The sequence below is a fragment of the Nonomuraea sp. B12E4 genome (genome assembly GCF_039871825.1).
Lineage (GTDB): Bacteria > Actinomycetota > Actinomycetes > Streptosporangiales > Streptosporangiaceae > Nonomuraea.
This window is the reverse complement of the sequence record NZ_JBDPME010000038.1, coordinates 20,305-45,299: the sequence shown is the minus strand read 5'-3', so window position 1 is coordinate 45,299 and position 24,995 is coordinate 20,305. Positions and strand designations below refer to the sequence as shown.

29 protein-coding genes and 3 pseudogenes are annotated in these 24,995 nt (G+C 70.6%); 19 read left to right on the top strand and 13 right to left on the bottom strand.

Features of this window, described 5'->3' with window-relative positions; genetic code table 11:
• Positions 1-78 precede the first annotated feature (78 nt).
• Positions 79-678, top strand: a complete 600-nt coding sequence (locus ABGB18_RS44470) for an XRE family transcriptional regulator (RefSeq protein WP_347701744.1) — start codon at positions 79-81, stop codon at positions 676-678.
• A 24-nt stretch (positions 679-702) separates the two neighbouring features.
• Here ABGB18_RS44470 and ABGB18_RS44465 read toward each other — a convergent pair whose 3' ends face one another.
• Complete coding sequence (locus tag ABGB18_RS44465; protein ID WP_347701743.1) at positions 703-1,104, bottom strand: nuclear transport factor 2 family protein; 402 nt, start codon at positions 1,102-1,104, stop codon at positions 703-705.
• A gap of 100 nt (positions 1,105-1,204) precedes the next feature.
• On the opposite strand from ABGB18_RS44465, the gene ABGB18_RS44460 reads away from it, so the two are divergent.
• Positions 1,205-1,759, top strand: coding sequence for a helix-turn-helix domain-containing protein (locus ABGB18_RS44460; RefSeq protein WP_347701742.1), 555 nt, complete (start codon positions 1,205-1,207; stop codon positions 1,757-1,759).
• A 92-nt stretch (positions 1,760-1,851) separates the two neighbouring features.
• Positions 1,852-2,319, top strand: a complete 468-nt coding sequence (locus ABGB18_RS44455) for a MerR family transcriptional regulator (RefSeq protein ID WP_347701741.1) — start codon at positions 1,852-1,854, stop codon at positions 2,317-2,319.
• A gap of 3 nt (positions 2,320-2,322) precedes the next feature.
• Here ABGB18_RS44455 and ABGB18_RS44450 read toward each other — a convergent pair whose 3' ends face one another.
• Entirely contained in the window at positions 2,323-2,664 is a 342-nt protein-coding gene (locus tag ABGB18_RS44450) for an alpha/beta hydrolase (protein ID WP_347701740.1), read from the bottom strand.
• 336 nt (positions 2,665-3,000) lie between these two features.
• Between ABGB18_RS44450 and ABGB18_RS44445 the strand changes: the two are divergent.
• The 3 genes and pseudogenes from ABGB18_RS44445 to ABGB18_RS44435 all read left to right on the top strand — a co-directional run.
• Positions 3,001-3,195: pseudogene (locus ABGB18_RS44445) on the top strand (helix-turn-helix transcriptional regulator); the annotation flags it as partial.
• Positions 3,196-3,539: 344 nt separating this feature from the next.
• Complete coding sequence (locus ABGB18_RS44440) at positions 3,540-4,568, top strand: helix-turn-helix domain-containing protein (RefSeq protein WP_347701739.1); 1,029 nt, start codon at positions 3,540-3,542, stop codon at positions 4,566-4,568.
• Between the two features lie 34 nt (positions 4,569-4,602).
• The gene (locus tag ABGB18_RS44435; protein WP_347701738.1) at positions 4,603-5,535 is read left to right on the top strand and encodes a hypothetical protein; all 933 of its coding nucleotides are present in this window, start codon (positions 4,603-4,605) and stop codon (positions 5,533-5,535) included.
• A gap of 7 nt (positions 5,536-5,542) precedes the next feature.
• On the opposite strand, the gene ABGB18_RS44430 is transcribed toward ABGB18_RS44435, so the two are convergent.
• The 4 genes from ABGB18_RS44430 to groL all read right to left on the bottom strand — a co-directional run bounded on the left by ABGB18_RS44430 (position 5,543) and on the right by groL (position 10,952).
• Positions 5,543-5,788, bottom strand: coding sequence for a helix-turn-helix transcriptional regulator (locus ABGB18_RS44430; RefSeq protein WP_347701737.1), 246 nt, complete (start codon positions 5,786-5,788; stop codon positions 5,543-5,545).
• Complete coding sequence (locus tag ABGB18_RS44425; protein WP_347701736.1) at positions 5,789-6,202, bottom strand: DUF2975 domain-containing protein; 414 nt, start codon at positions 6,200-6,202, stop codon at positions 5,789-5,791.
• Between the two features lie 21 nt (positions 6,203-6,223).
• On the bottom strand, positions 6,224-8,614 hold the full coding sequence (locus ABGB18_RS44420; RefSeq protein WP_347701735.1) for an excinuclease ABC subunit UvrA: 2,391 nt from the start codon (positions 8,612-8,614) through the stop codon (positions 6,224-6,226).
• Between the two features lie 712 nt (positions 8,615-9,326).
• Positions 9,327-10,952, bottom strand: a complete 1,626-nt coding sequence (groL, locus tag ABGB18_RS44415; protein WP_347701734.1) for a chaperonin GroEL — start codon at positions 10,950-10,952, stop codon at positions 9,327-9,329.
• Positions 10,953-11,170: 218 nt separating this feature from the next.
• Here groL and ABGB18_RS44410 point away from each other — a divergent pair, with 218 nt between their 5' ends.
• From ABGB18_RS44410 to ABGB18_RS44400, 3 genes are all read left to right on the top strand, one after another.
• Positions 11,171-11,785, top strand: coding sequence for a TetR/AcrR family transcriptional regulator (locus ABGB18_RS44410; RefSeq protein WP_347701733.1), 615 nt, complete (start codon positions 11,171-11,173; stop codon positions 11,783-11,785).
• 74 nt (positions 11,786-11,859) lie between these two features.
• On the top strand, positions 11,860-11,973 hold the full coding sequence (locus ABGB18_RS44405) for a low temperature requirement protein A (RefSeq protein WP_347701732.1): 114 nt from the start codon (positions 11,860-11,862) through the stop codon (positions 11,971-11,973).
• A complete protein-coding gene (locus ABGB18_RS44400; RefSeq protein WP_347701731.1) occupies positions 11,958-12,371 on the top strand; it encodes a dihydrofolate reductase family protein in 414 nt (137 codons plus the stop codon). The genes ABGB18_RS44405 and ABGB18_RS44400 overlap by 16 nt, the downstream gene beginning before the upstream one ends.
• A gap of 60 nt (positions 12,372-12,431) precedes the next feature.
• On the opposite strand, the gene vanY-N is transcribed toward ABGB18_RS44400, so the two are convergent.
• The gene (gene vanY-N / locus ABGB18_RS44395; RefSeq protein ID WP_347701730.1) at positions 12,432-12,980 is read right to left on the bottom strand and encodes a D,D-peptidase/D,D-carboxypeptidase VanY-N; all 549 of its coding nucleotides are present in this window, start codon (positions 12,978-12,980) and stop codon (positions 12,432-12,434) included.
• A 175-nt stretch (positions 12,981-13,155) separates the two neighbouring features.
• Between vanY-N and ABGB18_RS44390 the strand changes: the two genes are divergently transcribed.
• From ABGB18_RS44390 to ABGB18_RS44375, 4 genes are all read left to right on the top strand, one after another.
• Positions 13,156-13,845: a response regulator transcription factor gene (locus tag ABGB18_RS44390; RefSeq protein ID WP_347701729.1), complete on the top strand. Its 690-nt coding sequence runs from the start codon at positions 13,156-13,158 to the stop codon at positions 13,843-13,845.
• A gap of 7 nt (positions 13,846-13,852) precedes the next feature.
• Positions 13,853-15,298, top strand: a complete 1,446-nt coding sequence (locus ABGB18_RS44385; RefSeq protein WP_347701728.1) for a HAMP domain-containing sensor histidine kinase — start codon at positions 13,853-13,855, stop codon at positions 15,296-15,298.
• Positions 15,295-15,843: a hypothetical protein gene (locus ABGB18_RS44380; RefSeq protein ID WP_347701727.1), complete on the top strand. Its 549-nt coding sequence runs from the start codon at positions 15,295-15,297 to the stop codon at positions 15,841-15,843. Before ABGB18_RS44385 ends, ABGB18_RS44380 begins: the two co-directional genes overlap by 4 nt.
• 133 nt (positions 15,844-15,976) lie before the next feature.
• Positions 15,977-16,582: an MFS transporter gene (locus tag ABGB18_RS44375; protein ID WP_347701726.1), complete on the top strand. Its 606-nt coding sequence runs from the start codon at positions 15,977-15,979 to the stop codon at positions 16,580-16,582.
• A gap of 45 nt (positions 16,583-16,627) precedes the next feature.
• Here the strand turns inward: ABGB18_RS44375 and narI are convergent, their stop codons facing one another.
• The 5 genes and pseudogenes from narI to ABGB18_RS44350 all read right to left on the bottom strand — a co-directional run bounded on the left by narI (position 16,628) and on the right by ABGB18_RS44350 (position 20,446).
• Positions 16,628-17,341: a respiratory nitrate reductase subunit gamma gene (gene narI, locus ABGB18_RS44370; RefSeq protein ID WP_347701762.1), complete on the bottom strand. Its 714-nt coding sequence runs from the start codon at positions 17,339-17,341 to the stop codon at positions 16,628-16,630.
• A gap of 99 nt (positions 17,342-17,440) precedes the next feature.
• Positions 17,441-18,397: pseudogene (locus ABGB18_RS44365) on the bottom strand (IS256 family transposase); the annotation flags it as partial.
• On the bottom strand, positions 18,379-18,654 hold the full coding sequence (locus tag ABGB18_RS44360; RefSeq protein WP_347701764.1) for a hypothetical protein: 276 nt from the start codon (positions 18,652-18,654) through the stop codon (positions 18,379-18,381). The pseudogene ABGB18_RS44365 and the gene ABGB18_RS44360, both read right to left, overlap by 19 nt.
• A gap of 93 nt (positions 18,655-18,747) precedes the next feature.
• Positions 18,748-19,152, bottom strand: a pseudogene (locus ABGB18_RS44355) (molybdopterin-dependent oxidoreductase); the annotation flags it as partial.
• 184 nt (positions 19,153-19,336) lie between these two features.
• Complete coding sequence (locus ABGB18_RS44350) at positions 19,337-20,446, bottom strand: hypothetical protein (RefSeq protein ID WP_347701725.1); 1,110 nt, start codon at positions 20,444-20,446, stop codon at positions 19,337-19,339.
• Between the two features lie 71 nt (positions 20,447-20,517).
• Here ABGB18_RS44350 and ABGB18_RS44345 point away from each other — a divergent pair, with 71 nt between their 5' ends.
• On the top strand, positions 20,518-21,132 hold the full coding sequence (locus ABGB18_RS44345) for a TetR family transcriptional regulator (RefSeq protein WP_347701724.1): 615 nt from the start codon (positions 20,518-20,520) through the stop codon (positions 21,130-21,132).
• Here the strand turns inward: ABGB18_RS44345 and ABGB18_RS44340 are convergent.
• Positions 21,082-21,342 (bottom strand): hypothetical protein, encoded by a 261-nt coding sequence (locus tag ABGB18_RS44340; RefSeq protein ID WP_347701723.1) that lies wholly within the window; start codon positions 21,340-21,342, stop codon positions 21,082-21,084. The two genes, ABGB18_RS44345 and ABGB18_RS44340, sit on opposite strands and share 51 nt — an antisense overlap.
• Positions 21,343-21,424: 82 nt before the next feature.
• Between ABGB18_RS44340 and ABGB18_RS44335 the strand changes: the two genes are divergently transcribed.
• The 5 genes from ABGB18_RS44335 to ABGB18_RS44315 are packed head-to-tail and all read left to right on the top strand — an operon-like array spanning position 21,425 to position 24,962.
• Positions 21,425-22,315: an ABC transporter ATP-binding protein gene (locus ABGB18_RS44335; protein WP_347701722.1), complete on the top strand. Its 891-nt coding sequence runs from the start codon at positions 21,425-21,427 to the stop codon at positions 22,313-22,315.
• Positions 22,312-23,034: an ABC transporter permease gene (locus ABGB18_RS44330; RefSeq protein WP_347701721.1), complete on the top strand. Its 723-nt coding sequence runs from the start codon at positions 22,312-22,314 to the stop codon at positions 23,032-23,034. The genes ABGB18_RS44335 and ABGB18_RS44330 overlap by 4 nt, the downstream gene beginning before the upstream one ends.
• A gap of 23 nt (positions 23,035-23,057) precedes the next feature.
• Entirely contained in the window at positions 23,058-24,212 is a 1,155-nt protein-coding gene (locus tag ABGB18_RS44325; RefSeq protein ID WP_347701720.1) for a sensor histidine kinase, read from the top strand.
• Positions 24,209-24,802, top strand: a complete 594-nt coding sequence (locus ABGB18_RS44320) for a response regulator transcription factor (protein WP_347701719.1) — start codon at positions 24,209-24,211, stop codon at positions 24,800-24,802. Before ABGB18_RS44325 ends, ABGB18_RS44320 begins: the two co-directional genes overlap by 4 nt.
• 31 nt (positions 24,803-24,833) lie before the next feature.
• Complete coding sequence (locus ABGB18_RS44315; RefSeq protein ID WP_347701718.1) at positions 24,834-24,962, top strand: hypothetical protein; 129 nt, start codon at positions 24,834-24,836, stop codon at positions 24,960-24,962.
• Positions 24,963-24,995: the final 33 nt, after the last annotated feature.

Genomic DNA, 24,995 nt, shown 5'->3' with positions numbered 1-24,995 from the left:
TGCCCGATGGTGCGGCGCAGGCCCTGAAATCGACAACTATCGTTGCTATTTCTGGGACGCGGGAGGTGAAATGAGGACATGGACGAGCAATCCCCCATCGCCACCGCGCTGGCCCAGGTCGGCTCCCGCCTCAGGCGCATCCGTACCGAGCGCGGCGTGAGCCTGTCGGAGCTGGCCGAGGCCACCGGCATCTCCAAGAGCACGCTGTCGAGGCTGGAGACCGGCCAGCGCCGCCCGAGCCTGGAGCTGCTGCTGCCCATCGCGCAGGCCCATCAGGTGCCGCTGGACGAGCTGGTCGGGGCGCCGGAGGTCGGCGACCCGCGGATCCGCTCCAGGCCCCGGGTCCGCAACGGCCGCACGGTGATCCCCCTGACCGCTCACCCGGGACCCATTCAGGCCTGGAAGTCGATCATCCCGGCCGATCAGAAGACGCCCCAGCCGATCACCCACGAGGGCTACGAGTGGCTGTACGTCCTGTCCGGGAAGCTCCGGCTCATCGTGGCCGACCACGACCTGCTCATGGGACCGGGCGAGGCCGCCGAGTTCGACACCCGCCTGCCGCACTGGTTCGGCCCCGCGGGCGAGTCTCCCGTGGAGGTCCTCAACCTGTTCGGCCGCCAGGGGGAACGCATGCACGTCCGCGCCCGGCCACGCTCCCGGCAGGAGGCGGCGTCCTGAGCCTCCCTCGGCCGAGGCTGATCGTCACCCGCCCAGAGGCACCCGCCGGGCGCGCACCGTCCGGTGGCTGATCCGCCAGCCCTGGGCCACGCGCACGACGGTGTCCTCGTAGACGAGGCTCCCGCACGTGCCGTCGGCTGTGACGCCGATGCCTTTGGAGCGTGCGTGCACCCGGCCGGCGGCCTGCTCGCTCAGGACGGTGTTCGTGACGTGGTGTCCCACCGGGTTCCGGTCGCCCAGGGCGCGTCCCGCCTCGGCGCAGGCGACCACCCCGCGCAGGATCTCCAGCCCGAAATCGGTCACGTCGTACACGACGTCGGCGGTGAACACCTCGTCCAGCCGGTCGAGTTCCCCGCTGTCGCACAGGTGCCCGTGCATCGCGATCAGGTCGGTGATGAGACAGCGATCTTCGTACGTGAGTGTCATGACGGTTCTCCTGGGCTGACGTCGATGTGGGGAGTTCCCCGTTTTCGCCGTGCGCTACGGTAAACGGGGAACTCCCCACATGGCAACCAGGAGCGTGACGATGCCGAAGCCGCGCAGGGCTGACGCGGCCAGGAGCGTCCAGTCGCTGCTCGCGGCGGCCAAGGAGCTCTTCGACGGGCATGGGCCCGACGTCGCGCTGGACGAGGTGGCCCGCCGGGCGGGCGTCGGCAACGCGACGCTCTACCGCCATTTCCCCACCCGCCAGGATCTGATCGTGGCGGTGTACGCGGGCGAGGTGACGACACTCCTGGAGCACGGGGCCGCTCTGCTCGAATCCGAACCCGCGGACGAGGCGCTGTTCACCTGGCTGGACGCCTTCGTCGTCCACGTCGCCACCAAACGCGCCCTGGCGCTCGCCGGCACCGAGCACAACGGCGAGCGGCGTACCAAGCTGTTCGACTCCTGGCACGAGTCCATGCGATCGACCGCGCGGAAGCTGCTCGCCCGAGCCCGGGAAACCGGCGCCCTGGACCCCGATCTGACGGCGGACGACCTGCTCGCCCTGACGAGCGCCGCCGCCATCGCGGCCGGCGGCGCGGAGCACGCGCGGCGGCTGCTCCTGATCATGCGCCACGGCTTCGAGGGCCGGCGCTAAAGGGCCCCGGCTTGGGTAGTCCGGGGGGCGCTGCCGTTCCGGGGCTTGTCCCGGTCAGAGGTGGTTTGACCAGGGGCGCTAGGATTTGACGCATGCTCGAGGTCACGTCGCAGCCGCGTTCCGGGCCTGTACGCTCCGACCCCGATCCGGGCCTGAGCATCGCCGAGGCCGCCCGCCGCACCGGGGTCAGCGTGCACACCCTGCGCTACTACGAGCGTGCCGGGCTGGTCGTCACCCCTGTGCGCCGCACCGCCGGCGGCCGGCGCTGCTACCAGCGGCTCGACCTCCAGTGGATCGTCGTCTGCACCAAGTTGCGGGCCACCGGCATGCCCATCAAGACCATCCGGCGCTACGCCCAGCTCGTGTCCGCCGGGCAGGGCAACGAGCAGGAACGGCTCGCCCTGCTGGAGGCCCACCGCGCCGACGTGACCGCCAAGCTCGCCGAGGTGCAGGAGAACCTCAGGCTCATCGATCACAAGATCGACGTCTACCGGGGCAGGCTCGCCGCCGGCGACGCCGACCAGCTCTGGGCGCCGGACCGCCAGACGGGCGGCCACTGAGCGTCACTCGGCGGGGCAGGTGGTGCCCGGCTTCGGCAGTTTCAGGCCGGTCAGGTACGCGGTGGCGTACCGGATCGGGCACTTCTTGCCCGACAGATACATGACGTGGCCGGGCCCGTCGTAGCCCACGGTCACCGATCCCTGGACCATCTTCGTGAAGCTCTCGGTGATGCTGTAGTCGCCCCACGTGCTGCCGGCCCCCAGGAACGGCGGCAGGCCGTGGGTCCGCAGCGGGCGGGTCGGGTTGGCGACCTTGAGCAGCCAGCCGGCGCAGCCGAGCGCGTCGAACGCGGCTCCGCCGAAGTTCGGCGAGATCTCCCGCGCCTGGCGGCGGAACTTCTCCAACTCGGCGTAACCGGCGTAGCCACGGTCATCTCCGCAGGTCCTCGCTGCGCGACCTCATTCGCGGCATCCACCCGCCCGCGCTCGACCAGGGGCTGGAGGTCGCCCTGGCCACACTCACCGCGCGCAGCCCGATCCCCGTCCGGTTCGCGGCCTACCTGCCCGAGCGTCCGGCGCCGGCCATCGAGGCCATCGCGTACTTCTGCACCACCGAACTGCTCGCCAACGTGGTCAAGCACAGCGGCGCCGGGCAGGCCGGTGTGGACGTCCGGGTGCGCGACGGCCTGCTGACCCTGCGGGTGCGCGACGACGCCGCCAGCGGCGCGGCGATCGGCACCGCTCACCCCCAGGGAGCGCGAGGTGCTGGCCATGATGGCGGAGGGGCGTTCCAACAACGCCATCGCCGCGGCGCTGTTCCTGTCGTACGGCTCGGTGGAGAAGCACGTGACGCAGATCTTCACCAAGCTGGGCCTGTCCCCGTCGGACAACGACCACCGCCGGGTGCTCGCCGTCCTGCGCTATCTGCAGGCCTGACCGTGGCCGGGCGGCATCCCGTCCGTGTCCCGCGAGGCCGGTGAACCCCCAGCTCCGGGCGGGTGGGAGCGTCCCGGCATCCCATCCCCGGTGGTCCGCCTTGCTCCGCGTGACGGGCGGCTGCCAGCATGTGCCTCGAACGGGGTGTCGGGGCAAGGGGAAGCCCCACCTACGCCTGTCCACGGGTCGGGCCACGGCCGAGCCTGCCTGATGAGATGCGGCGTCCGGCCATTCTGCGCTGACAGTCGACGCTGTGATCGCGCGCTCTGTGCCTGGCATGGACAACGTACGAGACGGCACCCGAACCGCCATTCAGCAAGGGGACGACAACGGCAGGAGATGGCATGGCCAGGGGGACCCTGAAAATAGTCTTCACCGCGGATGACTTGGCGCGTATCCGCATCGCGCCTCGGGCGGACCTGATGTGGGAAATGGTCGGGAGCCTGCACCGCCTGCAATCCCAGGACGGCGGCCCGGTCATCCACGAATGGCGGCAGCGGGCGCGCCGGCAGATCATCGACGCCGGCCTGCTCAGCCAGGTGCGTACGACGCTCATCCCGCTGACCCCGCTCGCCCGGTACTTTCCGGACTTCCTCACCCCGATCGAGGCCCAGGACGGGCCCGGCCCCGCGATCCAGGCGCTCGCGCGGACCCCCGGCGCCCGGGTCCGCCACGAGCTGGAGCTGCTGCGCGGCCACGTCGACCTGCCCGCCGACCTGGAGGACCTCGCCGGCGGGGAACCCGAGGCGATACGCCGGCTCAGCCGCACCGTGAGCGACTACTGCCGCGCGGTCCTGACTTCGCACTGGGTGTTCGTGGAGCGCGCCCTGGCCAGGGAACGTGCGGTCATGTTACGCGGCCTCTCGGACGGCGGTGTCGAGCAGGTGCTGTCCAGCTTCTCGCCGCATGTGCGCTGGCGGTTCCCCGTGCTGGAGGTCGACTACCCCGTGGCAGGCCGGGAGATCCTGCTGAACGGGCGGGGGCTGACGCTCATCCCGTCCTACTTCTGCAGGCGCTCCCCCATCGCGCTGGCCGACCCGGAACTGTCGCCCGTGCTGGTCTATCCCGCGCCGCACCGGTCCAACCCGGAGGTGGTCGGCAGCGACGCCCTGGCCGCGCTGCTGGGCAAGACCAGGGCCGACATCCTGCGCTGCATCGCGATGACCCAGGGGTGCAGCACCACCGAACTGGCCGGCCGGGCCGGCGTCCCGCTGGCCACGGCCAGCGAGCACGCCCGGGTCCTGCGCCAGGCCAAGCTGATCGACAGCGTCCGGCAGGCCAACCTCGTCCTGCACTACCCCACCGAGCTCGGCCAGGACATCGTCAGCGATCGGAAACGGGTGGGACCCGGCGTCGCCCTCGAACGGGTATGACAGGCCCCCTTGCCAGGGTCGATAGCCTGCGATCATGATTGCTGAACTCGTGGACCGCGTCCTGTCCGGCGACGACGACGCCGTGTGGGAGCTGGGCGGGGAGGCGGAGGACGATCCGGTCGCGCTCCGGCCGTACCTGCGGCGGCTGCTCGATGCGGACATGTACCTCCCCGAGACGTTGTTCCGCGCCGCGGATGAGGATCTCCAGCGTGAGGCCGTCGCGCGGCTCGACGCGGGGGCCGGGGAGCAGTGGCTGATCACGGTGCTCACCGCGACCCGCGGTCCGGTGGTCGAGGCCGCCTTCCGGAGGTGGCGGAGCCAGCCGCCGCCCGGAATCGACGTCGACCTCGTCCGCGGCCTGCAGAGGTACGGGTGGGACTTCGACGCCGACGGGCGGGCTCTGCGGGTTTGCGGGACGACGGCGTACCGGCTGGTGCCCGAGGAGGGGGCGAGCACCGCCGCGGGGACCTGCCCGTGGTGCCAGAGCCGGCTGTGGACCCTGCTCGACGTGGACACCGCCGACCCGGCGGCCGGTGACGCGCTCGCGCACAGCGGCTGGCAGGGTCGCCTGCGGATCGTCGCCTGCTGCCCGTGCTCGACCTACGCCGACATCTTCACCGAGGTGACCCCGGAAGGTGGCGCGGCCTGGTCCACGCACACCGTCCCGCCCGGTTACCTGAACGAACTGGTGCTGGAGGCGATGGAGCCGCCCCCGGCGCGCTTCACACCGGGTGAGCGACGGCCCGGCCTGTATCTGGCAGGCGACGGCGAGGGCCGGTCCACCCTCGGCGGACGACCGGACTGGATCCAGGATCCCGACTATCCCGTGTGCCCCGGCTGCGGGCAGGTCATGACGTACGTCGGCGCCCTGGCCGGTGCCGACGTCGCCGAGAGCGGAGCCGGCGTCCACTACCTCTTCCTGCACGCGCCCTGCGGGCTGGCGGGCGTGGTCAGCCAGTTCGACTGAGGCGGCCTCACGGCTTGTCGGCGGGATGTGTCGTGTAACTCAGCAGGTCTCCCGGCTGGCAGTCGAGCACCTCGCACAGCCGGGCCAGAGTGGAGAACCTGATGGCCTTGCCCTTGCCCGTCTTGAGGATGGACAGGTTGGCGATCGTCACCTCGACCCGGTAGGACAGCTCGGTCAGCGTCATGCCCCGCCGGGCGAGCAACTCGTCGAGCCGGATCTCGATGCGCCCGCCGAGCTCGCCTGGCGGCGGCACTCAGATCATGCCTTCGAGCTCGTCGAACATGGCCAGGCCGCGCCCGATCACTTCAGCCACCACGAACGCTCCCACCCCCATCACCACGGCCGGAATCGGCCATTCGACCTCGCCGGGCACCAGGTACGCCTCGACGGTCAGCATCCGAGCCGCCGCGGTCTTGGCCGCGAAGTCGAGAGCGAAGGCCACCAGTGAGCCGAGCGTGATGATCGTACCGATCCTTCGCAGGTCCCGCGCCGTGTGGGTGGAGAACAGCGCGCGGTCGCCGGCCACGCCCCGGCCGGTGATGCGGACGAGCCAGAACAGGGAAACGAGCAGCACCAGCGTCCCGGGCACCCACGTGACCAGGTGCAGGGCGGCCAGCAACGGCGCGCGTGCCGGGTCGTAGAGGGTCGCCTCGACCATGACGTTCACCGGACGCCCGCCCCTTCCGGCTCATGCGCCGACGTAGGCCGCCAGGTGCTCGCCGGTGCGGGTGGAGCGGGCGGCGACCAGGTCGGCCGGGGTGCCCTCGAAGACGATGCGGCCGCCATCGTGACCGGCGCCCGGGCCGAGGTCGATGATCCAGTCGGCGTGTGCCATGACCGCCTGGTGGTGCTCGACAACGATGACCGACTTGCCGGACTCGACGAGCCGGTCGAGCACGCCGAGCAACTGCTCGACGTCGGCCAGGTGCAGGCCGGTGGTGGGCTCGTCGAGGACATAGACGCCGCCCTTGTCGGCCATGTGGGTGGCCAGCTTGAGGCGCTGCCGCTCGCCGCCGGACAGCGTGGTGAGCGGCTGGCCGATGGCGAGGTAGCCGAGCCCGACGTCGGCGAGCCGCTCGAGGATGGCGTGCGCGGCCGGCGTACGTGCCTCGCCGGCGCCGAAGAACTCCTCGGCCTCGTTCACCGGCATCGCCAGCACCTCGCTGATGTCGCGGCCGCCGAGCAGGTGGTCGAGCACCGAGGCCTCGAACCGCTTCCCCTCGCACTCCTCGCAGGTGGTGGCGACGGTGGACATGATCGCCAGGTCGGTGTAGATGACGCCGGCGCCGTTGCAGTTGGGGCAGGCGCCCTCGGAGTTGGCACTGAACAGCGCCGGCTTCACGCCGTTGGCCTTCGCGAACGCCTTGCGGATCGGGTCGAGCAGCCCGGTGTACGTCGCCGGGTTGCTCCGGCGCGAGCCGCGGATCCCGCCCTGGTCGATCGACACCACACCCGCGCGGGCCGGGATCGACCCGCGCACGAGCGAGCTCTTGCCGGAGCCGGCCACGCCGGTGACGACGACCAGGACACCGAGCGGGATGTCGACGTCGACCTTCCGCAGGTTGTGCGTCGTGGCGCCGCGGATCTCCAGCGCGCCGGTGGGCTTGCGGACCGTTTCCTTGAGGGCGGCCCGGTCACCGAGGTGGCGGCCGGTGGTGGTGCCGCTGGCCCGCAGCCCTTCGACGGTGCCCTCGAAGCAGACGGTGCCGCCTGCCGTACCGGCGCCGGGGCCGAGGTCGATGACGTGGTCGGCGATCGCGATCGTCTCCGGTTCGTGCTCCACGACGAGCACCGTGTTGCCCTTGTCCCGCAGCCGGAGCAGCAGGTCGTTCATCCGCTGGATGTCATGGGGGTGCAGGCCCGTGGTGGGCTCGTCGAAGACGTAAGTGGTGTCGGTGAGCGAGGAGCCGAGGTGGCGGATCATCTTGGTACGCTGCGCCTCGCCGCCCGACAGCGTGCCCGACGGCCGGTCGAGCGAGAGGTAGCCCAGCCCGATCTCCACGAACGAGTCGAGGGTCCGCTGCAGCGTGGTGAGCAGCGGCGCCACCGACGGCTCATCGCGCCCGCGGACCCATTCGGCCAGGTCGCTGATCTGCATCGCGCAGGCGTCGGCGATGTTGATCCCGTCGATCCTCGACGACAGGGCCGCCTCGCTGAGCCGGGTGCCGTCGCACTTGGGACAGGTGGTGAACGTCACCGCCCGCTCCACGAACGCCCGGATGTGCGGCTGCATCGACTCCTTGTCCTTGGACAGGAACGACTTCTGGATCTTCGGGATCAGGCCCTCGTAGGTGAGGTTCACACCCTCGACCTTCACCTTGGTCGGCTCCCGGTAGAGGAAGTCGTTCATCTCCTTCTTGGTGAACTCGCGGATCGGCTTGTCCGGGTCGAGGAAGCCCGACTCGGCGTAGATCCGCACCGTCCACCAGCTGTCGGACTTCCAGCCGGGGATGGTGAACGCGCCCTCGGCGATCGACTTGGAGTCGTCGTAGAGCTGGGTGAGGTCGATGTCGGAGACCGTGCCCCGGCCTTCGCACTTCGGGCACATGCCGCCGGTGCGGGTGAAGGTCTGCCGTACGGCCTTGGCGGCACCGCGTTCGACCGTGACCGTGCCGCTCGCCCGTACCGAGGGGACGTTGAAGGAGAAGGCGTTGGGCGAGCCGATGTGCGGCTGACCGAGCCGGCTGAAGAGGATGCGCAGCATCGCGTTGACGTCGGTGGCGGTGCCGACCGTGGACCGGGGGTCGGCGCCCATCCGCTGCTGGTCGACGATGATGGCGGTGGTCAGCCCTTCGAGCACGTCGACCTCGGGCCGCGCCAGCGTCGGCATGAAGCCCTGGACGAAGGTGCTGTAGGTCTCGTTGATCAGCCGCTGCGAGTCCACCGCGATCGTGTCGAACACGAGCGAGCTCTTGCCCGACCCGGAGACCCCGGTGAACACCGTCAGCCGGCGCTTGGGGATCTCAACGCTGATGTCCTTGAGGTTGTTCTCGCGCGCACCGTGCACCCGGATCAGGTCGTGGCTGTCGGCAACGTGCAGCGCAGGCGACTGCGAATCCGTCCTCGTGACTGTGCTCATCGTGTCTCCATCCGTGTACGTGGGTCGCCTCGGGCACGCCGGGCCGGCCGACCCGGGTTCATGACGATCAGGCTAGGTGCGACTCCATGACCAGCGCTTCTCCAATCCTGATATGTCCGCCATCGTGCTGCGCCGTACACCAGAACGGCCACTCCCAGGTGCGCTGATGGCTCACACGGAGGACGGTCTTCCCCTTCGAAGCGCCGACCTTGATGTCGTCCTGGACCCTCGTCCTCCTGGGGCTCGACGAGCCGCACCGGAACACTCAGAAATCCGGCGGCGTTCGCGAAGTCTGTGATCGTCACGACATGTGCGGGGTCTCCCCCGGCGATCGAGATCAGCCTGGGGAGCAGGCCACCGGGACCGATGTCTCTGAGCGGCAAACCGCTGCCCCGTTGATGAACACGGTGTGCCCGCCGGCGGACGACCGGGAAGCGCCGCACGTCGCCGACCGCGGTGCGGGCGCTCCCGACTCGTGTGTGCGGTCCCTGCGGGCTGAGGGGTGGCGGCTCAGCCCTCGTGGGTTCGGACACATCGACTGGGTCACCGACGGCTCATGGGACGCAACCTCGCGCCCAGAGTTCCATGGTGGCGTGAGAGACGCACCCGCAACGGAATCGTTTCGTACGGCAAGCGCCTGCCCGCGGGTCAGGGGCCCGGGACGGCACGATGCGCCCGGGCCCAGGGCGGGAGATCCACTGGGTGAGCCGGCCTAGAAGTCCATGTCGCCGCCGCCCGGCATGGCCGGAGCGGCAGGGGTCTTCTCGGGCTTCTCGGCGATGACGGCCTCGGTGGTGAGGAACAGCGCCGCGATGGACGCGGCGTTCTGCAGCGCCGAACGCGTCACCTTGGCCGGGTCCAGGATGCCGGCGTCGAACATGTTGACATATTCGCCCGAAGCGGCATTCAGGCCCTCACCCGGGGTGAGGTTGCGCACCCGCTCCACCACGACGCCACCCTCGAGGCCGGCGTTGACGGCGATCTGCTTGAGCGGCTCCTCCAGAGCCTTCTTCACGATCGCCGCGCCCGTGGCCTCGTCGCCCGACAGCTCCAGCTTGTCGAACGCCTTGGCCCCGGCCTGCAGCAGCGCCACGCCACCACCGGGGACGATGCCCTCCTCGACGGCCGCCTGCGCGTTGCGCACGGCGTCCTCGATGCGGTGCTTGCGCTCCTTCAGCTCCACCTCGGTCGCGGCGCCGGCCTTGATCACGGCCACGCCGCCGGCCAGCTTGGCCAGCCGCTCCTGGAGCTTCTCCCGGTCGTAGTCGGAGTCGGTGCGCTCGATCTCGGCGCGGATCTCGTTGACCCGCCCGGAGATCTGCTCGGCGTCACCGGCGCCGTCCACGATCGTGGTCTCGTCCTTGGTCACGACCACCTTGCGGGCGCGGCCCAGCAGGTCGAGGGTGGCGGTCTCCAGCTTGAGGCCGACCTCCTCGGCGATGACCTGGCCACCGGCCAGGATCGCGATGTCGTTGAGCATGGCCTTGCGGCGGTCGCCGAAGCCCGGAGCCTTGACGGCCACCGACCGCAGGACGCCCTTCATCTTGTTGACCACCAGCGTCGCCAGGGCCTCGGCCTCGACGTCCTCGGCGATCACCAGCAGCGGCCTGCCCCCCTGCACGACCTTGTCCAGCAGCGGGATCAGGTCCCTGTTGGCGGAGATCTTGCCGCTCACGACCAGCACGTACGGCTCGTCCAGGACCGCTTCGAGCCGGTCGGTGTCGGTGATGAACAGCGGCGCGATGTAGCCCTTGTCGAAGCGCATGCCCTCGGTGAGCTCGAGCTCCAGGCCGAAGGTGTTGCTCTCCTCGACGGTGATGACGCCTTCCTGGCCGACCTTGTCCATCGCCTCGGCGATGAGCGAGCCGATCTCGGCGTCGGCGGCGGAGATGGAGGCGGTGGAGGCGATCTGCTCCTTGGTCTCCACGTCCCTGGCCAGCTTGGAAAGCTCCTCACTGACCCGCTCGACGGCGGCCTCGATGCCCTTCTTCAGAGCCATCGGGTTGGCGCCGGCGGCCACGTTGCGCAGGCCCTCACGCACCAGCGCCTGGGCGAGCACGGTGGCGGTGGTGGTGCCGTCGCCGGCGACGTCGTCGGTCTTCTTGGCGACTTCCTTGACCAGCTCGGCGCCGATCTTCTCCCAAGGGTCCTCGAGCTCGATCTCCTTGGCGATCGAGACACCGTCGTTGGTGATCGTGGGGGCGCCCCACTTCTTCTCCAGCACGACGTTGCGGCCCTTGGGGCCCAAGGTCACCTTGACGGCGTCGGCGAGCTGGTTCATACCGCGCTCAAGGCCGCGCCGGGCGTCCTCGTCGAACGCGATCATTTTCGAAGCCATGAATGCTCCTGCTCTCGATGGGGGCTCGCCGGGACGGCGCCCGCGACGGACGGTCCGCGGGCAGGCGGACGACCCGCCGGCGTACCTCGCCGTCCCGGCACACGCCCTGTGGCTGGCACTCTCCGGTCGTGAGTGCCAAGGCGTCACGCCGCACTCTACACACAAGTTGCGTGACGCGCACCTAGTGCGCGGTGCGCAGTCTCCGATAGAGTGGGTCCATGCACGACGACGTCATGGACCTCCGGGCCCGCAACAAGCAATCCACCCGGGAAGCGATCGGCCACGCCGCGCTCCGCCTGGCCATCGAGCACGGCCCGCACGGCCTGGCCCTCGTCCGCGTCCACGACATCGCCACCGCCGCGGGCGTCTCCGCACGCACCTACAACAACTACTTCTCCAGCAGGGCCGAGGCGATCTGCGCCTTCCAGGCCGACCAGGCCGCGCGCGCGGGGCAGGCGCTGCGGGCCCGGCCCGCCGACGAGCCACTCGACCAGGCCGTCATCGCGGCGATGATCGAGCTCTACACCGACCCCGAGCCCGACAAGGCCGGACTGAGCATGATCATGTCGACGCCCGAGCTGGCGGGCGAGGCGCTCAAGGCGTTCACCATGGCCGAGGGCCCGCTCGCCGAGGCGATCGCCGCTCGCACCGGCACCGACCCCGCGCGCGACCTGTTCCCCGCCGTCACCGCCGCCGCGATCGCCGGCGCCATCCGCGTGGCCGGGCGGCACTGGCTCGAGCCCGGCAGCACCGGTTCCTTCGCCGCCGTCCTGCGCGGCGCCCTGTCCTGCGTCGTCCCCGCCGCACCGCCCGCGCCCCCGCAAGATCGGTGACCGGCGCGCGGCAGTCCACCGATCGCCCGCCCCACGGCAGAGGTCAGGACGGTGGGGCCCTATCCTCGCTAGCCATGAGTGGAGCGGAAGCGCGTCATGCGAGCTGGCTGGAGCTGTTCTTCGACCTGGTGGTGGTCGTGGCGGTGGCCCAGCTCGCACACCGGTTAGAGCAATGTACGAGTCGATGATGGTCTCGGAGACCATGGACACCGGCCCGGCCCAGTCGGCAGCCATGCGGGACTTCGCGATGCTCTGGCGGGCCGCGGACAAGATCGTGTTCTCCCGGCCCCTGGCACAGGCGCCCACCACCAGGACCCGCCTCGCACGCGACTTCGACCCCGACGCGATCCGGAAGCTGAAGGCGACGGCGGACCGCGACCTCACCATCGGCGGGCCGCGCCTGGCCGCCCACGCGATGCGCGCGGGGCTGGTGGACGAGTGCCGGCTGTTCGTGGCGCCCATCGTGGTGGGCGGCGGCAACCGGCTCTTCCAGGACGGCCTCCGCCTCCAGCTCGACCTGCTGGAGGAGCGCCGGTTCGACGGCGGCATGGCCTACCTGTGCTACCGCGTCCGCCAGACGCCGTAACCCTTCATCTTCCCGCAGCGCTCCCGGGCTCATGGCGCATTGGCGCCGTCCGGGAACCGCTTACACCCCTACGCCGGGGTGGGGTCGTCGTGGTGGTGGTGTGCGACCGCTGTCCGGGCGGTACTCGAAGTGCCACCACTCGTTGTCGTACATGCGGTAGAGGTCGTGGCGGGCGCCGTGTTCCTCGAGCCAGCGCGCGCCTTCGTGGGGGCGCACGTCCAGCGCGATGCCTTTGACGTGGTTGGATTCGGCCGGTGGCAGGACGAGCATGCGTGCTGAGGCCGGGGAGCCGGAGCGGCGCACTTCCGCGTCGAACATCTGTTGTTGGACGAGGGGGTCGCGGTAGCCCGAGGTGAGGCCGATGAGCTGGCCGTGACGCCAGAGTGCCTCGGTGCGGGCCGCGGTGAACGCCGCCAGGGCGCCGTCGGTGAGCCCGGTGAGGTCCTCGGCGGGGAATCGCATCCACAGCGCCCAGCGGCAGGCCAGTTCGCGAGCGCGGCCGGGATGGCGAACGAACGCCGCGGGCAGCAGGAGCACGGCCAGCACCAGCGTGACCGCGGCGAACAGCCGGTCTCGGGGGCGAGATGGGATCGTGCGTGGTTCGTCCATGGCGACTACGATTGGCGCCGAATGTGCGCGCGTTGTCCGCCGCATGTCACCGTTTCTCGACGGCGGCCGCCGCCGGTGGGACTGTGACACAACCATGACATGGCGCGGACGGGGCGAGGACACGGCCGACCGACAGTGGATGGGGTGGACCGGCGGGCAAGTGATGGAGTGTGCGGTGAAACTCGGCGGTGGGTCGCGAGTGTTGTTGATCGAGGATGACCCGGCCGTGCGGGAGGGCCTTGAGCTGGCCCTGACCCGGCATGGGCACCGGGTGCGCGCGGTGGAGTCCGGCGAACAGGGGCTGGACCGACTGCGTACGGACCTTCCCGATGTCGTCGTGCTCGATCTGATGTTGCCCGGCATGGACGGGTTCGAGGTCTGCCGCCGCATCCGGGCCGCCGGACAGGTACCGATCATCATGCTGACCGCGCGCGGCGACGACATGGACGTGGTGGCCGGGTTGGAGGCGGGTGCCGACGACTACGTGATCAAGCCGGTGCAGCCCAGGGTGCTCGAAGCACGCATTCGCGCGGTGCTCCGGCGGATCGGCCGTGACCAGGCCGAGCTGGAACGGCACCGGGACCTGACCATCGATCGGGCCGGGCTGGTGGTCACCAACCGGGGTGAGCCGGTCAGCCTCGCCCCGACCGAGTTGCGCCTGCTGCTGGAGCTGTCCGGCACGCCGGGCCGGGTGCACAGCCGCCAGCAGTTGCTGGAGTCGGTGTGGGAGCAGGGATATTTCGGCGACTCGCGTCTGGTGGACGCGTGCGTGCAGCGGTTGCGCGCGAAGATCGAGGATGACTCGGCGGCCCCCGTCTACGTGCAGACGGTGCGTGGGTTCGGCTACCGGTTCGGGCCGGTGTGACCCGCCGGTGGCACCTCGGCCGAGCCTGGGGCTGCGTGCCCGGCTGCTGTTCGCGTTCGCGCTGCTGAGTGTGGTCACCGCGGCGGCGGTGGCCGGCGGGCTCTACCTCCTGGCCCGCAACGAGATCCTGCAGCGGACCCAGGATGCCGCGGTGCGGGCGATGAAAGAACGCCTGGAGGAGGTCTTCCCGTTGCAGAATCCGGCGCCGGGCCCGGACGAGCTCGGCGAGATCGCCCGCACCGTGAGTGACCAGAACATCCCCGCGGTCGCCCTCTACCACCAGCTGCACTCGCGGCCCGCGGGTAATGATCCCGGCCTGCCTCCCGAGATGATTCCGCGCGGGCTGCGACGGGCGGTGGCCGACGGCCAAATCGCATGGCAACGCGTGATATGGCAGGGCAGGCCCATCCTGGTCATCGGCACGCCGTTGCTGATCATCGAGCGGGACCAGACGACGCGGTTGTCCGGCATCGAGGTCTACACCGCACGCAGCCTGAGTCCCGAACAGCACAGCATCAATAACCTTGCTGTACGTGCCTGGCTCATCGGCGGGGCGGCCCTGGCGTTCGCGGTCGTCCTGGCGTTGCTGGCCAGCCGTGGCGTGCTGCGCCCGGTCCGCGAGCTCGGCCGGGCGGCACGCCTGCTGGGCGAGGGTGAGCTGCGGGCCAGGATCGCGGTCCGCGGCTCCGATGAGCTGGCCGACGTGGCCCGCACGTTCAACACCACCGCCGCGGAGCTGGAACGGCATGTCAAGCAGTTGCGCGAGATGGAGGCCGAGGCCCGCCGGTTCGTGGCTGATGTGTCCCACGAGCTGCGTACCCCGCTGGCCGCCCTCGCCGCGGTCGCCGACGTCCTGGATGAGGAGGCGGCTGAGCTGCCCGAGCACGCCAGTAGAGCCGCCAGGCTGGTCAGCCAGGAGACGTTCAACCTCACCGGGCTGGTGAACGACCTCATCGAGATCAGCAGGTTCGACTCCGGCGTCGCGGCCCTCGCACTGAACGAGATCGACGTGGCCGAACTGGTACGCGCGACCCTGCGTACGCGGGGCTGGTCGGAGTCGGTGCACACCGAGCTTCCACCTTCGGTGACGGCACGGCTGGACCCACGCCGGGTGGATGTCATCCTCGCGAACATGGTCGGCAACGCCCTGCGGCACGGCGAGCCACCGGTGTCGGTACGGTTTTCCGCCGACCCGCACTGGATCGCTCTGGAGGTCCGCGACCACGGACCGGGCCTGGACGAAGCGGTGCTTCCGCACGTGTTCGACCGGTTCTACAAGGCCAACGCGGCCAGGGCCAGGTCCGAGGGCAGCGGCCTGGGCCTGGCCATCGCTCGGGAGAACGCGCGCCTGCACCAAGGTGACCTCACCGTCACCAACGCCCCGGACGGTGGCGCCATCTTCACGCTGCGCCTGCCACGGCGGGCACCCGATCCGGACGGAGGTCCCGAGTGAGGACCGGGCTCGCCCGCCGCGTGCTCGCCGCGGGCCTCGTATCGCTCGTCGCCGTGACCGGCTGCGGCGTGCAGCCCAGCGACGCCATCCAGGCCGGCGACCCACCGAGCGGACGCGTCGCACCAACCTGGGAGGTCACCCTCTACCTGGTGAAGAACGGCCGGCTCAGCGCGGTGACCCGGACCGGTCGTCAGCTGTCCCCAGCGGACAGGCTCGCGCTGCTGACAGCCGGACCCACCCCGAGCGAACAGGCGGACGGACTCACCACCGACGTCCCGCCCGAAGCCGGCCCGTTCTCGGTGACCGCCGGGCCGGGCCGCCGGCCCGGCCATTTGGTGGTGACCCCGTCCACTCCGGCCGGCGAACTGTCCGCGCTGGCCGTCGAGCAGATCCTGTGCACGGCCGCCGCCACCGTGCCGCAAGGCCTTGCCAAGGTCACCGTCGTCGGTGCTGAGCAGCGCGTCGTCCCCCCGAGCTGCCGGGGTAACGGTAGCGCCCCATCCCCTCCTTCTTTGGACAGATTGCCGCCGTCTTGGTCAGATTGAGCCCTTGAGCCGGTTCGCCGTTGGGCCGCCGAGCATGCAGGGTCGCCCAGGTGTGCGGCCTCCGGCCGAGTCGAGCGCTCCGATCGCTTGAGGGGCGGTTATCACCCAAGGAGGACGGGCAGGCCGCCCTTCGGTGCCTGGCCACCCGCACCGGCCGTGGTCGGGCACCGGCGACGCCGGCCCCTCGGCGGGCGAGCCCTTGTCTTCGCCGTCCCGTTGCGGGGTAGACAATTCACCGGATCCAGATTATGCCGGGCAAGAGGCAGAAGGGGCACCGGTGACGGACAAGGAGATCGCTTCGGTTCGGACGCCTCAGCCAGCGTGGGTGATGCTGGGGGTGGCGACTTTTGGGTTCGCGGTCAATTTCTGGGCCTGGGCCCTGCTCAGCCCGCTCGGCCCGCGGTTGAAGGAACTGCTCGGGCTGTCGGCCGCGCAGCAGGCGTTGCTGGTCGCCGTACCGGTGATCGTCGGCTCGCTGGGCCGCATCCCGGTCGGCGCGCTCACCGACCGCTTCGGCGGCCGGGTGATGTTCCCGCTGATCTCCGCCGCCACCATCGTGCCGGTGCTGTTCATCGGCGTGGCCGGGCAGACCCGCTCTTACGGCAGCCCCCGCAGATACCTGCTGACCTTCACGTCGCTGCTCAGGCCGGCGCTGTGGACGACGAACGCGTCCACGGCCATCGCCCGTGACCCCGTATCCCAGCCCGCCGGCGAACCGCCTCTGCCGGGACGCTGGTGACCGCTGGGACACCCGCTGCGCCATCGGCGGACACGGTCCGGTCGGTCAGCGAGATGGTTCCCAGCCGCGCCGCGCGGGCGGCCGTCCCTCGTCCCTGCTGCGGTAGACGATGTACGGGCGGGTGAGGTAACCGACCGGTGCGGTGAGCATGTGCACCAGCCGGGTGAACGGCCAGATCGCGAACAGCACCAGCGCGCTCAGGGCGTGCAACTGGAACAGCGAGGGCGCGCCGGCCATCAGCGCCGGATCCGGCTGGAAAGAGAAGATCGAGCGGAACCACGGCGAGACGGTGGCGCGGTAGTCGTAGCCACTCCCGGTGATGTTCGCCAGCACGGTGGCGGCCAGGCCGAGGGCGATGGTGAGGGCCAGGACGGCGTACATGAGTTTGTCGTTGCGGGTGGTGGCGGTGAACACCGGGCCGACAGTGCGGCGGTGGTAGATCAGGATGGCCAGGCCGCCCACCGTGGCGATGCCCGCGATCGTGCCCAGCACGATGGCGGACAGGTGGTAGAGCTCCTCGCTGACGCCCGCGGCCTCGGTCCAGCTTTTGGGGATGACCAGGCCGCCGACGTGGCCGAGTGCCACGACGAGGATGCCGAAGTGAAAGAGCGGGCTGCCGATGCGCAGCAGCCGTGATTCGTACATTTGCGAGGATCGGGTGGTCCAGCCGAACTTGTCGTAGCGGTAGCGCCACATGTGGCCGAGCACGAACACGGTCAGTGCGACGTACGGCGCGATCACCCACAGCAGGATGCTCATCTGCCCGCCTCCATGATCGCGTAGGGTTCCAGGCCGACGGCTTCGGCGGGTGGCCCTTCGGCGGCCAACCGGAGTGCGGCCTCCTGCTCTCGTGCGCCGGAACGGCGTGAAGCGGTCCCAGGCCATCTCGAACACGCGGGCCGCCTGCGGATACCTCTCGCCCCACGTGGAGGCGGTGAAGTCGGCCAGGGCGTCGAAAGCCGCGTCCGCGGTGGGCGCGGTGTAGATCTTCTTCAGTTCGGCGGCCACCGCGGCGCGGTGGCGGCGGGCGACCGGCCGGAGCGCGTTGCAGATCAGGTGAACGACACAGGTCTGCACGGTGGTGTACGGGAACGCGGCGTGGATGGCGTCTTCGAAGCCGTTCAGGCCGTCGGTGCAGGCGATGAGGATGTCGCGCACGCCCCGGTTTTTCAGGTCGGTCATCACCGAGGTCCAAAAGCGGGCCGACTCGCCGGCGGTGGCGTGGTCGAGCGGGGTCTTGGCCAGCCAGATCCCGAGGACGTGTTTCTCGCCGTCGGCGTCGATGCCGACCGCGAGGTAGGCGGGCTTGGCCTGGACGCTGTGGTTGTCGCGGACCTTGACCACGATGGCGTCCAGGAACACCACCGGGTAGACGGCCTCCAGCGGCCGGGCCTGCCAGGCGCGGACCTCCTCCAGCACGGCGTCGGTGATGTTGGAGATCGCCTCATGGGACAGTTCGGTGTCATAGATCTGGCGCAGGTGGTGCTGGATGTCGCGCACGCTCATGCCGTGCGCGTACAGGCTGATGATCATGTCGTCCAGGCCGCCGGAGATGCGGCCGGCCCGCTTGGGTACCAGCACCGGCTCGAAGGTGCCGGCCCGGTCCCGGGGCACGGCCAGCCGGACCGGGCCGACTCCGGTCTGCACGGTCTTGCCGATCCTGCCGTTGCGGGAGTTGCCGCTCCCGTGGCCGGCCACCTCATGCTTGCCGTAGCCCAGATGGGACGACAGCTCGGCCTCCAGGGCACGTTCCAGTACCGCCTTGACCAGCTCACCGAGCATTGAGCCCTCGCCGGTCAGCCGCAGCCCGCCCTTGAGCCTCTCACGCGCCGGATCGCCGCGGCTTGCGGCTGATCGCGGCTCGGGGGCCAGAGAGGCCCATCGCTCGGGTTGATGCCACCGGAGGAAAATAGCTGAACGCGCTGCTCCCCGAACACCTGCTTGATCCGCTCGACGGTGTGGTCGTCCAGCAGATGCGGAGCACGCCGCGCCGGCTCCAGGGTCCGCAACTGCTCGCGGTTGGCGCCCAATTGCTCCAGCACGATCGCGGTCATCATGTCCACGTCGGTCACCGGCCGCCACTCGGGCTCGCCTCTGCCGTCCCTTCCGCCACCATCACCACGCGCCATGCCTCAGATCGTCCCAGACCGGCACCGGCTGTCCGCCGCGCCGCCGATGAGGGAGATGAAGCGGGCGCCGATCGCGTGCGAGGCCATGGACATGGCCGGGATCGGGGAGAAACCCGCCACCCGGTCGGGACCGTACGCCTTGATCGTGTGCACGTGGGCCGCCGCGACGATCTCCGTGGCCTCATCCCAGGAAATCCTGACCAGCCCGCCCTTGCCCCGGGCGGACTGGTACCTGGCTCGCTTGCCCGGATCCGTCGTGATCTCCGCCCACGCCTCGACCGGGTCACCCAGCCGCGCCTTGGCCTCCCGGTACATCTCCACCAGCACGCCCCGCGAGTACGGGTAACGCACCCGCGTCGGAGAGTAGGTGTACCAGGAGAAGGCCGCGCCACGCGGGCAGCCACGCGGTTCGTACTCCGGCCGGTCCCCGCCGACACTCGGCGCCTCTCTTTCCTGCTGTCACAGACGCCGCCATACCCCGACTAAATCGTTTCCATCCATCACGACGTGCGAGGAATAGGGGGCTGGGAAGTCAGTCGTCGCCGATGGCGGTGTGGGCGGCAGAAAGCGGGTTGGGACACCCCCGCCCCTCCTCGAATCCTTGAACGATCGGCCAGGTCAGGGCCTACACGCGACGCTCCCCCGGCCTGTTGGCGTGGGAGTTGTCGTCCTCGGTGGCGGCGCTCCCCGCACCAGTGGCCGATGGTTGACGGAGCCGCAGAGCCGCGACCACCAGCAGGGCAACCGCGCCCGCGGTGAGGACGGCGTTGCTGGTCAGGTCTTCCGCCAGGCTGGCCGGTGGGGTGGGCGGAACTATCGGGGTGATGGTCCTCTGCGGGAAGGAGTGCCAGGCGTAGGTCAGCATGGCGCCGCCAGCGAGTGCCAGCCGGTGGGCCTGCGACCAGCCAGCGCGGTGCGACCAGCGGACCACCACGGTGGCGGTGGTGACGAACAGGGCCAGATAGATGATCACACTGAGCCACGCGGGGAGGGTGATCGCCTCCGCCAGCCAGGGCGTGAATCCGGTGGGGTCGACCGCGTACAGCAGCACGAAGACTGCTCCGGAGGCCATGGCGAGTGCACCGGCGACCCATGGGCTGGGGGCGTGGCCGGGCAGCAGGGTGAGGTCGGTGGTGTGCCTGGGGAGACGGACGCCGACGACAATGATCGCGGCGATGACGACTGCGGCGCCGATGAGCTGGGACGTGGAGGCATGGTTGCCGTAGACGGCTTGGGCGATGCCCGCGCCCAGGGCGACGACCGCGTACAGCACGCCCGTGATGGTGAGACCGAGCTTACCCAGCCATGGCGTGGTGCGCCGCGAGCCGGCGAGGGTCTCCGCGATCGCGATCGGGGCGCTGATGCTGAAGACCGTGTGCACGCCGACCATGAACATCGTCCATGGTCCGGCCAGGCCGAGCGCGGGGATGAAGCCGTATTCGAGGGTGTGCGCGCCGACCATCCAGTTCGAGTCCCACAGCGTCTGGGTGACGTAGGCCTCCTCGATCATGCCGTAGGCCAGCGCGAGGGTCATCATGGTGGGCCAGCCGCGTCCGGTGCGGCGGGCGAACTCACGGATGAGTAGGGCGCCGCCGCCGTACAGGGGGGCTAGACCGATCATGTTTTGGACGTGGGTGATCGGTACGTTGCCCATCAGGTACTCGGCGGTCAGGGGCGCCAGGAAGAACAGCCCGATGGCGGGCGCCAGGCGGGGAAGTGATGCTCCTTGGGTCATGTTCCTTTGCATACCATCGCTGCATGCAAACATACAACTTTGTAAATATCGTCTAGTGTAAGATTGCAGCCATGGAAGAGACTCTACGCGAACGCAAGAAGCGACAGACCAGGCAACTGCTCATCCGCGCGGCTGTGCGGCTGTTCGCCGAGCAGGGATATGAGCAGACCACCGGCGCGCAGATCGCCGCGGCGGCGGACGTGGCCACTAAGACGTTCTTCAACTACTTCCCGAGCAAGGAGGACGTGCTGTTCGCCGACGTCGAGCGGTACTACGGGCTGGCGCTGGAGGTGATCGCTGACCGCGCGCCGGACGACACGGTGCCGCAAGTGCTGCGCAGGACCTACGAGCAGGTCATCGCCCACTACCTCACCCAGGGGTTGCAGGCCGGGGACCCGGAACTGGCAGAGGTCTACCAGAGGCTGCTCGCGACCGTGCCCGCCGTGCGAGCCAAGGCCCTGCACGTGATGTTCGGCGCGCAACGCCGGATCGCCGACGCGTTGCTGAAGGCCTTCCCCGGCAGGCTGGACCCCATCAGCGCCGCGGCGGCGACCGGCGCGTTCATGGGGGCGGTGCAGGCGGCTGCGCTGGCCAGCCTGGAGGTGTACGGCCAGGACGAGCAGGAGTCTCTGGCATCAACCGGGAGGGCCGTGGATCTCGCGATGCGCGGCCTGGAATCGCTCTGATGCGGTCACGTGCGCGGCGCCCGCGGCCAGCAGCCGGTCGGTTTTGGTGCCGGTCCTGGTCACCGCGATGGGCGTGGCGCCCAGGTGGGCGGCGATCTGGACGGCGGCCAGGTCTACGGCCATCTCGCCACGCAGACCGGCGATCCCGCCAAGCTCTACCACGCCGGACTGCTCGACCTGCTCAGATCCCTTGGGCTCGACGTGAAGCATGCACGCCACTGACATCTGTCACATCCGGTCGGCTGACGCCCGGCACTACAGCCGCGTCCCGCCTTCGACCAGGCTGAACGGCATGGGAATCGCACTGGAAGTCGAGGCCGTGAGCAAGCGCTACGGCACCACCGTGGCGCTCGACGGTGTGGATCTGAATGTGACGGAGGGCCAGACGGTCGCCGTGCTCGGCCCCAACGGGGCGGGCAAGACCACGATGCTGTCCATCGCCCTCGGGCTGCTCCAGCCCGGTGCGGGAAAGGCCAGGGTGTTCGGCCGCCCGCCGGCCGAGGCGCTGCGATCGGGCGCGGTCGGGGCGCTGTTGCAGGACGCCGGGCTGCTGGAGGACGTGCGGGTGGCCGAGCTGGTGACCGCGGTGGCCAGGATGTACCCGGCGGCGATGCCGGTCGAGCGGGTGCTGCGGGCGGCGGGCGTGGCGGAGCTCGCCGCCCGGCGCGTCGGCCGGTTGTCCGGCGGGCAGCAGCAGCGGGTACGGTTCGCCCTGGCGCTGGCCGGCGACCCCAAGCTGCTCGTGCTCGACGAGCCCACGGTGGGGCTGGACGTCGACAGCCGCCGCGCCCTGTGGCAGGAGGTACGCGCCCGCACGGCGGAGGGCCGCACGGTCGTGTTCGCCACCCACTACCTGACCGAGGCCGACGACTACGCCGACCGGGTGGTGCTGCTCGCCGGCGGCAAGATCGTGGCGGACGGGCCGGTCGACGCCGTCAAGTCCCTGGTCGGTGGCACGGAGGTGCGTTTCGTGACCGACCGCACCGACGTGTCGGGGTTCGAGGCGCTGCCCGGTGTCCGCCAGGTGCACGCCGAGGGCCGTACAGTCGTGCTGCGTACCGGCGATTCCGACGCGACCCTCCGCACCCTGTTCGCGACGTTCGACGACGTCAGGGACGTCCGCACGGCGAGCCCCGACCTGGAGAGCGCCTTCGTGAGCCTGACGGGAGGGCCGGGGCAATGAGCTCGTACCTGAGGCTGGAGCTGCGCCGGGCGTTCCGCAACCCGGCCGGGCTGATCCTGCTGACCGGCTTCCCGGTGGCTCTCTACCTGCTGTGGACCAGGGTGCTGAACGTGGTGCCGCAAAACCAGCAGGGCGACTTCGCCGCTTTCAGCATGGTGTCGATGGCCACGTACGGTTCGCTGGGCGGCGCGTTGTTCATCGGCGGCGCCATCGCGCTGGAGCGGGGCAAGGGCTGGGCGCGGCAGCTCGCGGTGACACCGCTGCCGGCCTCCGGCTATGTGGTGGCCAAGCTGGTCAGCGGGGCCGCCGGGGTGCTGCCGAGCATCGTCGTCGTGCTGGCCGCGGGCGCGCTGCTCGGCGGGGTACGGCTGCCGCTGGGGACCTGGCCGGTCCTCGTGGCGCTGATCTGGGTGGGCGTGGTGCCCTTCGCGGCCCTGGGCATCGCCTTCGGCTACACGCTGCGGGGGCAGGCCGCGAACCTGGCCATGATGGCCGTCTACTTCGCCCTGTCCGTCCTGGGCGGATTGTGGTTGCCCGTGCAGGCGATGCCCGAGGCGATGCGGGTGCTGGCCGAGTACAGCCCCGCCTACCAGGCGGGATCGCTGGGCTGGCGGGCGCTGGAGGGCCAGTGGCCGACCGGGACCGCGGTCGGTGTGCTGGCCGCCTGGACCTTGCTGTTCGCCGTGCTGGCCGTGTGGCGTTACCGTCGGGCTTTGTGACGGTCGGAACGGTGATACCGGGGATGTCACTGAAGGAGGCCGGGCCGCGCCGGGCGGCGAGCCGGGCCGGGGCGCTGGCCTGGTTGCTGCTGCTGGGCTGGCCGCTCTGGTCGTTCTTCGCGGCGGCGCCGGGGCCCGGGCCGGTGGTGGGGGTGCTCGCGGCGGTGGCCGCGTTCGCGGCCTGCTGGCTGGGCGCCATGTGGCGGATGTTCGGCGGACGCAGGCCCTCGGTGTGGGCGGTGGCCGGGCTGCTGGTCACGGCGTCGTCCCTGCTGCCGGTGCTCGGGCCGCCGTGGGCGTACGTGTCGTTCGTGTTCGTCGTCAGCACGCTGGCCACCGCGCTGACAGGGGCCGCGTTCGCCGCCGCGACGGCGGTGACGGCGATCGTCGAGGTGGTCGCGCTGGTGCTGCGGGGGGTGTCGTTCGGCGGGATCTGGTGGGTGCCGGTCGCGGTCGCGGTGCAGGCGGCCACGGTGAACAGCCTGATGCGGATGGGACTCCTGCTGGCGCGGCTGGACGCGGCCCGCGCCGAGGTGGCACAACTGGCCGTGGAGAACGAACGGTTACGCTTCGCCCGGGACCTGCACGACATCCTGGGGCACACGCTGACCACGATCACCATCAGGAGCCAGCTCGCCACGCGGCTGGCCCACACCGATCCCGATCGCGCGGCCCGCGAGATGACCGACGTGGAGCGGTCCGCCCGCCAGGCCCTCGACGAGGTACGGCACGCGGTGTCCGGCTATCGCGCGCCCGCGCTGTCGGAGGAGCTGGACAAGGCGGCGCGCGGGTTGCGGCTGGCCGGGATCGAGCTGGCGGTGTCGCCCGCCGACGGGCCCATCCCGGCCGCCGCCGAGGCGCTGCTGGCCTGGGTCGTACGGGAGGCCGCGACCAACGTGCTGCGCCACAGCCGGGCCCGGCGCTGCTGGATCGACCTGCGGGTCGACGCCACGGCGGCCAGCCTGGAGGTCCGCGACGACGGTCCCCCGGCGAACAGCCCCCCGGAGGGTGGTCTGCTGGAGGCCGGGGTGCAGCGCGGCGGGCAGCACCGCCCGGGGAGCGGGCTGACCGGGCTGGCCGAGCGGCTCACGCAGGCCGGCGGGCTGCTGGAGGTCGGCCGGCCGGCGGGCGGCGGCTACCGCCTCTACGCCCGGGTCCCGCTGGCGGTGACCTCATGATCCGGGTGCTGATCGCCGACGACCAGGACCTGGTCAGAGGCGGCCTGGCGGCGCTGCTCTCGCTGGAGGCCGATATCGAGGTGGTCGCCGAGGTCGGGCGCGGCGACCAGGTCGTGGCCGCGGCGGCCGAGCACGACCCCGACGTCATCCTGCTCGACATCGAGATGCCGGGCCTGTCGGGCCTGGAGGTGGCCGAACGCCTGCGCGACCGCCGGGTGATCATCGTGACCACGTTCGGCAGGCCCGGCTACCTCAACCGGGCCCTGGACGCGGGCGTGGCCGGGTACGTGGTCAAGGACGCCCCGGTCACCGAGCTGACGGCGGCCGTGCGGCGGGTGATGGCGGGCAAGCGGGTGATCGATCCCAAGCTGGCCGTGACCGCCCTGACCGTCGGCCCGAGCCCGCTCACGCAGCGGGAGGCCGAGGTGCTGCGCGTCGCCTCCGACGGCTCCACGGTGGCCGACATCGCCCGGCGGCTGTTCCTCACCGACGGCACCGTACGCAACTACCTGTCCTCGGCCATCGGCAAGACGGGCGCCCGCAACCGCGCCGAGGCCGTCCGCGTGGCCGAGTCGCGCGGCTGGCTGTGACCTCGCGGACCGGACGAACTCAGAGGCGCGGATGCTGCTCTGGCTCGGGGAGTCGGGATACGAGGCCGACATCCCGGCGCTGCGCGAGCAGCACCCTGGGTTGCTCACGCTCAAGGCGTGGCTGGAAAAACCGAAGATTTCGTGGGTTGAAGCGAAATGATGGGCCGCCTTGTCCCTCAGGGCGGGGGAGGAT